Genomic DNA, 12,039 nt, shown 5'->3' with positions numbered 1-12,039 from the left:
CGGCGATTAACCCACGCTGTGTTCCAGGCTGATGGCCAGGAGTTTTTGCGCCTCGACGGCGAACTCCAGCGGCAGCTCGGAGAAAACGTCCTTGCAGAAACCGTTGACGATCATCGAAATGGCGTCATCCTCGCTGATGCCGCGCTGCAGGCAGTAGAACAGCTGGTCATCGCCGATCTTCGAGGTAGTGGCTTCGTGCTCCAGCTGAGCGCTGTTGTTGCGCGCTTCAACGTAAGGGAACGTGTGGGCACCGCTGTCCGGCCCGATCAGCATCGAGTCGCACTGGGTAAAATTACGGGCGTTTTCCGCCCCCGGCAGGATTTTCACCAGGCCGCGATAGGTGTTCTCGCTGTGGCCGGCGGAGATGCCTTTGGCGATGATGGTCGACCTGGTGTTTTTGCCGATGTGGATCATCTTGGTGCCGGTATCTGCCTGCTGATGGCCGCTGGTCAGCGCCACCGAGAAGAATTCGCCGATCGAGTTGTCGCCCTGCAAAATCACGCTCGGGTATTTCCAGGTGATGGCCGAGCCGGTTTCCGACTGGGTCCAGGACATTTTCGAACCGGCGCCTTCGCACAGCGCGCGCTTGGTGACGAAGTTGAGGATACCGCCCTTGCTCTCGCCGCCGGAGAACCAGTTCTGCACCGTCGAGTATTTCACTTCGGCGTCTTTATGCAGGATCACTTCCACCACCGCCGCGTGCAGCTGGTAGCTGTCGCGCACCGGGGCGGAACAGCCTTCGATATAGCTGACGTAGCTGCCTTCGTCGGCGATCAGGATGGTGCGCTCGAACTGGCCGGTTTTGGCGGCGTTGATGCGGAAGTAGGTCGACAGCTCCATCGGGCAGCGCACCCCTTTCGGCACATAGACGAAGGTGCCGTCGGAGGCCACCGCGGCGTTCAGCGCAGCGAAGAAGTTATCGTTGGACGGCACCACGCGCCCCAGGTATTGACGCACCAGATCCGGATATTCCTGGATCGCTTCGCCGAACGAACAGAAGATCACCCCGCTCTCCGCCAGTTTTTCACGGTAGGTGGTGGCGACCGAGACCGAGTCGAAGATGGCGTCCACCGCCACCTCGCTGCCCTCGCGCACCGGCACGCCGAGCTGGTTGAACGCCAGCTCCACTTCGCTGGTCAGGTAATCTTTTTCCGTCGCCGCGCCCGGTTGCTGCTCGGCGCCGGGTTGCGAACCGCATGCATCGTCGCAGCTGCCGCAGGACGGCGCCGAATAGTAACTGTAGTCCTGGTAGTTCAGGCGTTCGTAATTGGCCTTCAGCCAGTGCGGCTCTTCCATCTGCAGCCAGGCGCGATAAGCCTCAAGGCGGAATTCCAGCATCCACTCGGGTTCGTTGCGCTTGGCCGAGATGGCGCGCACCACCTCTTCGTTGATGCCCTTGGCCAACTCATCGGTTGCCAGCTGGGTGAAGAAACCTTCTTTGTAGCGACCTTCGCTGACCCAAGCCTGCACTTCATTAGGCATTTCTACATTGCTTCGTGTCATGTTGATTGCATCGCTCAAACGCCAAAGCTCTCGCCGCACCCGCAGGCATGCTGAGCTTTAGGGTTGTTGAATTTGAATATCTGATTCAGCCCTTCGCGGACGTAATCTACCGTGGTGCCATCGATGAACGGCATGGCCTTCAGCGGCACATACAGTTTGGCGCCGTCGCGCTCAAACAGCAGATCGTCATCGGCGGGTTCGCGGGTCAGATCCAGCACATAGGCAAAGCCGGCGCAGCCGGATTGTTTCACCCCTAGCTGCAGCCCTTTCACCTGCGGATCCTGCTGCATCAGTTTGGTTATTTGTCGTACGGCGCTGTCGCTGAGCGAAATGCCTTGCCAGACATTTTCATCCAGAGAAAAAGTGCCGACATTTTCCGTTTGCATAGGGTCTACCTCACACTCGTGTTTGGCCACAGCCAATCTGGGTTGCTTATATGTTAGTGATAACGATTATCACTTCAACCGTTTGTTTTGCGGGGGTATCCGCCGCAAGCGCGGTTTTTCGCTGCGGCGTGCGGCAAGCCAGCGGGACACCCGTGGCGGCTTGCGGCGTCTGGCGGCAAGGTGTGCATGCTATCCCTATGAATTTGTTCTTTATCCTGCATCACCGTACCGCACTCCCCGGTGGCCCGTCAGCGTTACAGCGCCGCGGTACGTTGCCGATCTAAACATTCATAGAAAATACCTATTTCTGCATTCTGTCTGTCGTAAATGTGCGTTTATCGGCATTTCGTGGCGCAGCGCAAGCGCGCGCCCTCAGGTTAAAGTTTAGTCGCTCAGCATCAAGTTGGGTCGTCGGAGGCCTTTTACACCCCGCGCGATGAAAAAACGCCACGCCGGGGATTGATCGGCAACGCGGCAGTTTATATGATAATGATTATCATTCAATTTGAATTTGAGCGCGAAGCCAATGACTCTTTCGATCAACGCATGGTTACTGGGCAAGATTGATGACTACAAATTCAGCGTGCGCGACGCCACGGTGGACTTTTACATGGCCGAAGCGGCGCTACGGCGCCCGGAATGCAATATCGACCACCTGAAGCGGTACAACAGCGTCAGCCTGACCATGGCCAATTTGTGTCTGGAGAACGGCGACGACGACAGCTACCTGCACGCGCTCAGCAAGCTGCACAACCGGCTGATCGTCGAGATCAACAACCCACAGCGTTGCCAGCTGTTTCGGGTGCAAAGCTACCACTTCGCCCGCCATACGCTGACGCTGATCTGCCAAAAATATGCGATGGAAGGCACCTGGGAGAAGGCGAACGCGTTTCAGAAGGACTTCGTCAAACGCGTGCCGTTTCAGCTGTAAAACGAAAGGCTCCGCAGGCCGATCGCCTGCGGAAAGCGGCGGGGATCAGTCGATGACCGCCGTGGTCAGACGGGAGGTGCAGCACAACCGATCGCGCGCGTCGAAGATCTCGATTTGCCACACCTGATGGCGACGGCCGACGTGCAGTGCGCGGCACACCCCGCGCACCTGACCATCGAACACCGCGCGCAGGTGGTTGGCGTTGATCTCCAGCCCCACCACTTTCTGCTCGCCCTCACTGCACAGGTAGCCGGCCATCGATCCCATCGATTCCGCCAGCACCACCGACGCCCCGCCGTGCAACAGCCCGAACGGCTGCCGGGTGCGGCCATCGACCGGCATGGTGGCCTCGAGGAAATCCTCGCCCAGTTGGGTAAACTCGATGCCCACATGGCTGACCATGCAGCCGTCGCCGGCGCGGTTCAGCTGCTCCAGCGATGTTTCACGTTTCCACAATTTCACTCAATCATCTCCAGAAGTGCCTGTAATGGGTGGCGCACGCCATTGCCCTCGATGCGTTTCACCTGGCTGCGGCAGGAATAGCCGGTCGCCAGGCAGCGCTGCCGCGGCAAACGCTGTAGCGTCGGATGCCATGATAGCTCATAAATGCCGAGCGAGTTTTGCAGGTTCCTGGCTTCATGGCCGTAAGTGCCCGCCATGCCGCAGCAGCCGACGCTGACGTTCTCCAGTTTGGCGCCGAAACGGGCGAAGATCGCCGCCCACTGTTGGCCGCTGGCCGGCAGCGCGGTGGTTTCGGTGCAGTGGCCGAACAGATACCAGGGCTCGCCGGTCGCCGGCTGTTCGGCGCGATCCGCGATCCGCTGCTGCAGCCATTCATGCACCAGCTGCACCTGGAAATCGCCGCGCTCGGCGCCGAGGATCTCGCGGTATTCGTCGCGGTAACACAGCACCAGCGCCGGATCGACGCCCACCAGCGGCATGCCCAGCTGCGCCACGCGGTTGAGGAAATCGGCGGTTTTGCGCGCGGTGCGGGCGAACCGCGTCAGGAAGCCCTTCACATGCTGCGCCTTGCCGTTCGGCGAGAACGGCAGCAGCACCGGTTTATAGCCGAGCTTCTCCACCAGCCGGACAAAGTCCGCCACCACTTTGGCGTCGTAATAGCTGGTGAACGGATCCTGGACGATCAACACGTGTTCTGCGCGCTGCTCGGCGCTCAGCCCTTCCAACTGCTCCAGCGTCAGCGTGGTCGCGCGGTGGCCGGACAGCTGCTGACGCAGCGTCGGGCTGGACAACAGCGGCAGATCGACCATGCCGATGGCGTTGCGGCTCATCTCCCGCAGCCACGGCTGGCGGAAGAAGAAGTTGAACACCTTCGGCGCGCGGGCCATCAACGGGGTATAGCTCTCCACGCCGGCGACCATGTAGTCGCTCACCGGACGCAAATAGCGGGTGTGATAAAGCTGCAGGAAGCGCGAACGGAATCCCGGCACGTCAATCTTGATGGGACACTGGGTTGAACAGGCCTTACAGGCCAGGCAGCCGGACATCGCCTCTTTCACTTCGTGCGAGAAGTCATACTCACCCTTGCCGGCGTGCCAGCTGTTGCGGGTTTTCTCGATCAGGCCGCGCAAGCTGAGGCGCTGCTGCGGCAGCTGTTTCTCCAGCACCAGCGGATCGACCCCCTGCTCGGCCAACAGACGCAGCCACTCGCGCACCAGCGTCGCCCGCCCTTTCGGCGAATGAATGCGGTTGCCGCTGATCTTCATCGACGGGCACATCGGGCTGCGCACGTCGAAGTTGAAGCACAGGCCGTTGCCGTTACACTCCAGCGCGCCGCGGAACGAGGTGCGCACCTCGACCGGGATCTGGCGATCGAAGGTGCCGCGTTTGACCGCATCCACCTGCATCATCGGCGCATCCACCGCCAGCGGCGAACAGATCTTGCCTGGGTTCAGGCGGTTATCCGGATCGAACGCCGCCTTGATGCGGCGCAGCTCTTCATACAGCGTTTCCCCGAAGAATTCAGGGCTGTATTCCGCGCGGAACCCCTTGCCGTGCTCCCCCCACAGCAGGCCGCCGTATTTGGCGGTCAGCGCCACCACCCGATCGGAGATCTGCTTCATCAGCACTTCCTGCTGCGGGTCGCACATGTCGAGCGCCGGGCGCACATGCAGCACCCCGGCGTCGACGTGGCCAAACATGCCATAGCTCAGATTGTGGTCATCGAGCAGTTGCCGAAATTCGACGATATAGTCCGCCAGATGTTGCGGCGGCACACAGGTGTCCTCGGCGAACGGAATCGGCTTGGCGCGCCCTTTGGCGTTGCCCAGCAGCCCGACCGCCTTCTTGCGCATGTTGTAAATGCGCTCGATGCCAGCCAGATCGCCGCAGATCTGGTACCCGATCACGCCGCCCTGCCGCTGCGCGATCAATTCGTCCAGCCGTTGGCACAGGGCTTCCATCTGGCCGTCGATCAGCGCCCGATCGTCGCCGGCGAACTCGACGATGTTCAGCCCGAGTATCTCTTTATCCGGCACGTCGGCGATCAGTTCGTTCACCGAGTGCCAAACGATGTCTTCACGCGCCAGGTTCAGCACCTTGGAATCGATGGTTTCCACCGACAGCGCCTTGGCCTCGACCATAAAGGGCGCATTGCGCAGCGCCGAGTCGAAGGAATCGTACTTCACGTTGACCAGGCGGCGCACTTTCGGCAGCGGCGTGATGTCCAGCCGCGCCTCGGTGATAAACGCCAGCGTACCCTCGGCGCCGGTCAGAATACGCGTCAAATCGAAGGTTTGCAGATCGTCGCTCAGCACATGGCGCAGATCGTAACCGGTGAGGAAGCGGTTGAGCTTGGGGAATTTCTCCAGGATCAGCGCGCGCTGCTCGCGGCAGCGGTTGAGCACCGTGCGGTAGATGCGCCCTTCGGCGGTCTCTTCCAGAGCAATCGTTTCCGCCAGCGCCGTCGGCATGGCGCGGGTATCGATCATCTCACCGCCCAGCAGCACCGCCCGCAGGCCCAACACGTGATCGGAGGTTTTGCCGTACACCAGCGAGCCCTGACCGGAGGCATCGGTGTTGATCATTCCCCCCAGCGTGGCGCGGTTGCTGGTGGACAGTTCCGGCGAGAAGAAGTAGCCGAACGGCCGCAGGTATTGATTCAACTGGTCCTTGATCACCCCGGCTTCGACTTTCACCCAGCCCTGTTCGACGTTGATCTCCAGAATGCGGTTCATATGGCGCGACATATCGACCACGATGCCGGTGTTGAGCGACTGCCCGTTGGTGCCGGTGCCGCCGCCGCGCGGGCTGAAGGTCAGCGTATTGAAGCGCTCTTCTCCGGCCAGACGGGCGATCAGCGCCACGTCGGCGGTGGAACGGGGGAACACCACCGCATCGGGCAGCAGCTGATAGATACTGTTGTCGGTGGCCATCGTCAGCCGGTCGGCATAGCTGGTGGCGGTATCGCCGTTGAATCCGTTTTGCTTCAGTGCTTCCAAAAAGTCGAGCACCCGTTGAACGAGGCCGGGCGCCTGAGAAATCTGTGGGATCATTCGCTTTTTTGACCCTGTCCGTCTATTTTTTATGCGCTGATGTACGCTGAATCGGGCCTTTAATTCAGACCCACCCTATTTTTTAGTGACACTAAAAACTAACATACTCGTTTAGTGAAGGCATTCACATTATTACCGCCCTGCGAGCGCCGCCACAGGCGGCCGCCCGGCGGTGATAAACCGACCGACAGGCACCCCGATTCGCCGGTGCCAGGGATTTAATTGACCAGGATGAGAACCCACTGATGCCACTCCCGCAATCGCGTTACGACTTACCGCGAATTATTTTCGGCGTGCTGTTTATCGCCATCATGATCGTCGCCTGTTTTTGGGTGATCCAACCGTTTATTCTCGGCTTCGCCTGGGCGGGCATGGTGGTGATCGCCACCTGGCCGCTGCTGCTCAAACTGCAAAAGCTGCTGTGGGGCCGCCGTTCGCTGGCGGTGCTGGTCATGACCCTGCTGCTGATCCTGCTGTTCATTCTGCCTATCTCACTGCTGATCAGCAGCGTGGTGGATAACAGCGCGCCGCTGATCGCCTGGGCCAGTTCGCCGGGCAAACTGCATATTCCCGATCTCGCCTGGCTGCAGTCCGTACCGATGATCGGTGACAAACTCTATACCAGCTACCACACGCTGGTTAACGCCGGCGGCGCCGCGCTGCTGGCGAAGGTGCAGCCGTACTTTGGCCAAACCGCCACCTGGTTCGTGGCGCAGGCGGCGCATATCGGCCGTCTGCTGCTGCACTGCGCGCTGATGCTGCTGTTCAGCGCCTTGTTGTATGCACGCGGCGAGCAGGTGGCGCTGGGTATCCGCCACTTTGCGGTGCGCCTCGGTTCTGCGCGCGGCGATGCGGCGGTGCTGCTGGGCGGCCAGGCAATTCGCGCGGTCGCGCTGGGCGTGGTGGTGACGGCGCTGGTGCAGTCGGTGCTGGGCGGCATCGGTCTGGCGATAAGCGGCATTCCTGCCGCCACCCTGCTGACGATGCTGATCTTCATCTGCTGTGTGGCGCAATTGGGGCCGCTGTTGGTGCTGGTGCCGGCCATCATCTGGCTGTACTGGCACGGCGACACCACCTGGGGCACCGTGCTGCTGGTCTGGAGCTGCGTGGTGGCCACGCTGGATAACGTGCTGCGCCCGGTGCTGATCCGCATGGGCGCCGATCTGCCGCTGCTGCTGATCCTGTCCGGCGTTATCGGCGGTTTGCTGGCCTTCGGCATGATCGGCCTGTTCATCGGCCCGGTGGTGTTGGCGGTGTCTTATCGCCTGCTGACCGCCTGGATGGATGAAGCGCCGGAGCCGACCTCCGCACCGGAGCAAGTCATCGACGATCTGGAAAAACGCTAATTCCCCCTTCCGCCCGCACCGTCGGGCGGAACTTTTCACGCCCGTCATTATTCCTACCTCATTCGAGTAATATCTCCGCCCAATATAATGCCGTCCTATATTGATTACGGTACGGCGAATGAAAGGTGCAATGTAAATCCCTGTTTGTTGCAAACGGAAAAAAGAGATGACTCCCGCAAATAAAATGTGATGCCGCTATCGATTAGGATGATTCTTAATGACTAGCCGCGTTCAAAAATCTAGTATTATGGCCATCTATTGCTTCAAATCACTGATTTTAAAGCAACCTTTCTGAACAATGTAATGCCATACATGTGAATTGCTGTGTGTAGTCTTTGCCCATCTCCTACGGTGGGCTTTTTTTTATTCTTTTTTCGTCGAATTGATTATTTTACGCGCCGTTATTTACATTCGGAAATAAAAAGGCCGCAGCGTTAACTGCGGCCCGACGTTAATGCCTCAGTGAGGCCGAGACATTATTTCTTTTTCGACAAATTGATCCAGGTCTGCACCACAGTGTCCGGGTTAAGCGACAGGCTGTCGATGCCCTGCTCCATCAGCCACTCGGCAAAGTCTTCATGGTCAGACGGGCCCTGGCCGCAGATGCCGACGTATTTGCCGTGGCGCTTGGCCGCCTGAATCGCCATCGACAGCAGCGCTTTCACCGCCTCGTTGCGCTCGTCGAACAGTTCCGACACTACGCCGGAATCGCGATCCAGCCCCAGCGCCAGCTGAGTCATGTCGTTGGAGCCGATGGAGAAACCGTCGAAGTGCTCGAGGAACTGATCCGCCAACAGCGCATTGGACGGGATTTCGCACATCATGATCACTTTCAACCCGTTTTCGCCGCGTTTCAGCCCCTGACGCGCCAACTCGGCCACCACCGCTTCCGCCTGCGCCACGGTGCGCACGAATGGCACCATGATTTCGACGTTGGTCAGCCCCATATCGTTACGCACGCGTTTCACCGCCTCGCACTCCAGCGCGAAGCAATCGCGGAAACTGTCGGCCACGTAACGGCCGGCGCCGCGGAAGCCCAACATCGGGTTCTCTTCGTGCGGTTCATACTTGTCGCCGCCCACCAGGTTGGCGTACTCGTTGGATTTGAAGTCGGACAGACGCACGATCACGCGCTTCGGCCAGAAGGCGGCGCCCAGCGTCGCGATGCCTTCGGTCAGGCGACCGACGTAGAACTCGACCGGGTGATCGTAACCCTGCATCAGCGCGCGAATTTCATTTTGCAGCGCCGGCGTCTGCTGGTCGAACTCCAGCAGCGCGCGCGGGTGCACGCCGATCATGCGGTTGATGATAAATTCCAACCGAGCCAGGCCCACGCCTTCGTTCGGCAAACGCGCGAAGTCGAAAGCGCGATCCGGGTTGCCGACGTTCATCATGATCTTCAGCGGCAGATCCGGCAGCTCGGTCACTTCGGAGCTCTGCACGCTGAAGTCCAGCATGTCGCTGTAAACGAAGCCGGTGTCGCCTTCCGCGCAGGAGACGGTGACTTTCTGGCCGTCTTTCAACACGTCGGTGGCGTGGCCACAGCCCACTACCGCCGGAATGCCCAGCTCACGGGCGATGATCGCCGCGTGACAGGTGCGCCCGCCGCGGTTGGTGACGATCGCGGCGGCCTTCTTCATGATCGGCTCCCAGTCCGGGTCGGTCATGTCGGTCACCAGCACGTCGCCCGGCTGGATGCGATCCATTTCGCTGATGTCGTGGATCACTTTCACCGGACCGGCGCCGATGCGGTGGCCGATGGCGCGGCCTTCCACCAGCACCGGGCTGGTGCCGTTCAGCTGGTAGCGTTCCATGGTCTGCTCGTTAGAACGTACGGTCTCCGGGCGCGCCTGCACGATCAGCAGCTTGCCGGTATGGCCGTCTTTCGCCCACTCGATATCCATCGGGCGGCCATAATGTTTTTCAATCAGGATCGCCTGCTGCGCCAGCGCCTGCACTTCTTCATCCGTCAGCGAGAAACGGCTGCGCTGCGCTTCCGGCACGTCTTCGATGCGCACCTGCTTGCCGTGATCCTGCGACGGCGCGTATACCATGCGGATCTTTTTCGAACCCAGGTTGCGGCGCACGATCGCCGGCTTGCCGTTTTGCAGCGTCGGTTTGTGCACGTAGAACTCATCCGGGTTCACCGCGCCCTGCACCACCATTTCACCCAAGCCGAAAGCGGAGGTGATGAATACCACCTGATCAAAGCCGGACTCGGTGTCGATGGTGAACATCACGCCCGAGGAGGCCAGATCCGAGCGCACCATGCGCTGTACGCCGGCCGACAACGCCACGCCGCGGTGATCGTAGCCCTGGTGCACGCGATAAGAGATGGCGCGATCGTTGAACAGCGACGCGAACACGTGCTTGATCGCCACCATTACGGCGTCGATGCCCTGCACGTTGAGGAAGGTTTCCTGCTGACCGGCAAAGGAGGCGTCCGGCATGTCTTCCGCCGTGGCCGAGGAGCGCACCGCAAAGGAAGCTTCCGGTTCGCCGTCGGCGAGCTGTTGGTAAGCCTGATGAATTTCACGCTCGAACTCGGCGTGGAACGGCGTGTCGATCACCCATTGGCGGATCTGGGCGCCGGCCTTGGCCAGTTGGGCAACGTCGTCAACGTCAGTCTGATCCAGTAACTGATAGATGCGCTGGTTAACACCGCTTTGTTCGAGGAAATCGTTAAACGCCTGTGCGGTGGTGGCAAAACCGTTAGGCACGGCCACGCCCAAATCGGAAAGATTGGTGATCATTTCACCGAGGGAGGCATTTTTGCCGCCGACACGGTCAACGTCGTGCATGCCAAGCTGGTTGTACCAAAGCACATTACGCAAGTCTGGGCCATTGTTGGACATCGAGACAATCCTTATTGCTATCAGTAGGGTAAAGACGGATTTAATTCGCTTGCTTTACGGCACCGCTAACACGGAGCCGAATCAGACTAGCACACTGATCCGGGGAAAATGGAAAGGTGAATCGATCAACCCACTGAAGAAAGTGGTTTTTAAGAGAATGTCCTAACCGGCTGATTTGCCTGGGAACCGTTCCCAATCGCACGAAAAGCTTAGTTCTCAACAAATTACGCTCTTTTTAAAATTCTGTTTTAATGACCACGCAAACGCTATCGTTTTTGGTGAAAATAACGGCAAACTCGCGCTTCAGGTGGAAAAGCGCCGCTGGGCCGCACTTTTTACAGCCGCTAATCGCGCTTTCCGCCTGCGCCGCCGCATGGCGGTTTATCGCCCCGTCGTCACAATTTTTTCTCTCGCCCCTTTACCGACGGATCGTCTGCGGCCCATGATATTGGCAGTGATGACAGCAGGAACACCGTTTTCAGGTAAGGAGCCTCGGGTGGAAAGAAGCGTTTTTTATATTTCGGATGGTACGGCGATCACCGCCGAAGTGCTGGGGCACGCGGTGCTGTCGCAGTTCCCGGTCACGGCGACCACGTACACCTTGCCGTTTGTCGAAACCGAGGCGCGCGCACGCGCAGTTCGCCAACAAATCGATGATATCTATAATGAAACCGGCGTGCGCCCGTTGGTTTTTTACTCCATCATCTCGCCGGAAGTGCGCGACGTGATCGTTCAGAGCCAAGGCTTCTGTCAGGATATCGTGCAGGCGCTGGTCGGCCCGCTGCAGGGTGAGCTGGAGGTGGAGCCGACGCCAGTGCCGAACCGCACCCACGGCCTGACCGCCAGCAACCTCGGCAAGTACGACGCGCGCATTGCCGCCATCGACTATACCCTGGCGCATGACGACGGCATTTCGCTGCGCAACCTCGATCAGGCGCAGGTGATCCTGCTCGGCGTGTCGCGCTGCGGCAAAACCCCCACCAGCCTCTATCTGGCGATGCAGTTCGGCATCCGCGCCGCCAACTATCCGTTTATCGCCGACGATATGGACAATTTGCACCTGCCGGCCTCGCTGAAACCGTTTCAGCATAAATTATTCGGCCTGACCATCGATCCGGAGCGCCTGGCGGCGATCCGCGAAGAACGGCGCGAAAACAGCCGCTACGCTTCATTGCGCCAGTGCCGCATGGAGATCGCCGAGGTCGAGGCGCTGTTCCGCAAAAATCAGATCCGCTACCTCAATACCACCAACTATTCGGTCGAAGAGATCTCCACCAAAATCCTCGACATCCTTGGCATGAGCCGCCGCATGTTCTGATCTTTTCCTCACGGGGCCGCTGTGCCCCGTCGTCTGCCGTTTATTTCAGCAGCAGCTGATTTTTTTGTGCTTTTTTTCGCGGCTTTGATCAACAGAACGCAATCTCTACGGTTGAATTCAGCGCTTTTTGCGTTATTGTGATCGCCATCACTTCCCGGCACTCCTGCCGCAGAGAAGAACAGTTT

General features: G+C 59.5%; 8 protein-coding genes and 1 other RNA gene. 4 read left to right on the top strand and 5 right to left on the bottom strand.

The genetic code is table 11. The features are described 5' to 3' along the window. Nucleotides 1-6: 6 nt before the first annotated feature. Together sufB and sufA are read right to left on the bottom strand one after the other, a co-directional pair. Nucleotides 7-1,503, bottom strand: a complete 1,497-nt coding sequence (sufB, locus tag ACJ8QF_RS06760; RefSeq protein WP_004931367.1) for a Fe-S cluster assembly protein SufB — start codon at nt 1,501-1,503, stop codon at nt 7-9. A 14-nt stretch (nt 1,504-1,517) separates the two neighbouring features. After that, on the bottom strand, nt 1,518-1,889 hold the full coding sequence (gene sufA, locus ACJ8QF_RS06755) for a Fe-S cluster assembly scaffold SufA (protein ID WP_004931368.1): 372 nt from the start codon (nt 1,887-1,889) through the stop codon (nt 1,518-1,520). A 526-nt stretch (nt 1,890-2,415) separates the two neighbouring features. On the opposite strand from sufA, the gene ACJ8QF_RS06750 reads away from it, so the two are divergent. After that, nucleotides 2,416-2,820, top strand: coding sequence for a hypothetical protein (locus tag ACJ8QF_RS06750; protein ID WP_004931369.1), 405 nt, complete (start codon nt 2,416-2,418; stop codon nt 2,818-2,820). A 45-nt stretch (nt 2,821-2,865) separates the two neighbouring features. Here ACJ8QF_RS06750 and menI read toward each other — a convergent pair whose 3' ends face one another. Together menI and ydiJ are read right to left on the bottom strand one after the other, a co-directional pair. Beyond that, on the bottom strand, nt 2,866-3,282 hold the full coding sequence (gene menI / locus ACJ8QF_RS06745) for a 1,4-dihydroxy-2-naphthoyl-CoA hydrolase (RefSeq protein ID WP_016927938.1): 417 nt from the start codon (nt 3,280-3,282) through the stop codon (nt 2,866-2,868). Further along, entirely contained in the window at nt 3,279-6,335 is a 3,057-nt protein-coding gene (ydiJ, locus tag ACJ8QF_RS06740; RefSeq protein WP_442537376.1) for a D-2-hydroxyglutarate dehydrogenase YdiJ, read from the bottom strand. Before ydiJ ends, menI begins: the two co-directional genes overlap by 4 nt. A 245-nt stretch (nt 6,336-6,580) precedes the next feature. Between ydiJ and ydiK the strand changes: the two genes are divergently transcribed. Both ydiK and rprA read left to right on the top strand, forming a co-directional pair. Further along, complete coding sequence (gene ydiK / locus ACJ8QF_RS06735; protein WP_442537375.1) at nt 6,581-7,681, top strand: AI-2E family transporter YdiK; 1,101 nt, start codon at nt 6,581-6,583, stop codon at nt 7,679-7,681. Between the two features lie 257 nt (nt 7,682-7,938). Beyond that, an RNA gene (rprA, locus tag ACJ8QF_RS06730) (antisense sRNA RprA) lies at nt 7,939-8,048 on the top strand. A 109-nt stretch (nt 8,049-8,157) separates the two neighbouring features. Here rprA and ppsA read toward each other — a convergent pair. After that, nucleotides 8,158-10,536, bottom strand: coding sequence for a phosphoenolpyruvate synthase (ppsA, locus tag ACJ8QF_RS06725; RefSeq protein WP_004931376.1), 2,379 nt, complete (start codon nt 10,534-10,536; stop codon nt 8,158-8,160). A gap of 457 nt (nt 10,537-10,993) precedes the next feature. Between ppsA and ppsR the strand changes: the two genes are divergently transcribed. Next, entirely contained in the window at nt 10,994-11,854 is an 861-nt protein-coding gene (ppsR, locus tag ACJ8QF_RS06720; RefSeq protein WP_049239973.1) for a posphoenolpyruvate synthetase regulatory kinase/phosphorylase PpsR, read from the top strand. Nucleotides 11,855-12,039 lie beyond the last annotated feature (185 nt).

Origin of the sequence: Serratia sp. CY81684 (assembly GCF_052166595.1) — a bacterium.
Lineage (GTDB): Bacteria > Pseudomonadota > Gammaproteobacteria > Enterobacterales > Enterobacteriaceae > Serratia > Serratia nematodiphila.
Note: the sequence above shows the minus strand (reverse complement) of the source record. Positions and strands in the feature narration are given on the sequence as shown.

Bases quoted from the DNA above. Each gene is read 5' to 3' on its own strand.
- sufB (WP_004931367.1), bottom strand. From the start codon at position 1,503: ATGACACGAAGCAATGTAGAAATGCCTAATGAAGTGCAGGCTTGGGTC.
- sufA (WP_004931368.1), bottom strand. From the start codon at position 1,889: ATGCAAACGGAAAATGTCGGCACTTTTTCTCTGGATGAAAATGTCTGG.
- ACJ8QF_RS06750 (WP_004931369.1), top strand. From the start codon at position 2,416: ATGACTCTTTCGATCAACGCATGGTTACTGGGCAAGATTGATGACTAC.
- ydiJ (WP_442537376.1), bottom strand. From the start codon at position 6,335: ATGATCCCACAGATTTCTCAGGCGCCCGGCCTCGTTCAACGGGTGCTC.
- ydiK (WP_442537375.1), top strand. From the start codon at position 6,581: ATGCCACTCCCGCAATCGCGTTACGACTTACCGCGAATTATTTTCGGC.
- ppsA (WP_004931376.1), bottom strand. From the start codon at position 10,536: ATGTCCAACAATGGCCCAGACTTGCGTAATGTGCTTTGGTACAACCAG.
- ppsR (WP_049239973.1), top strand. From the start codon at position 10,994: ATGACAGCAGGAACACCGTTTTCAGGTAAGGAGCCTCGGGTGGAAAGA.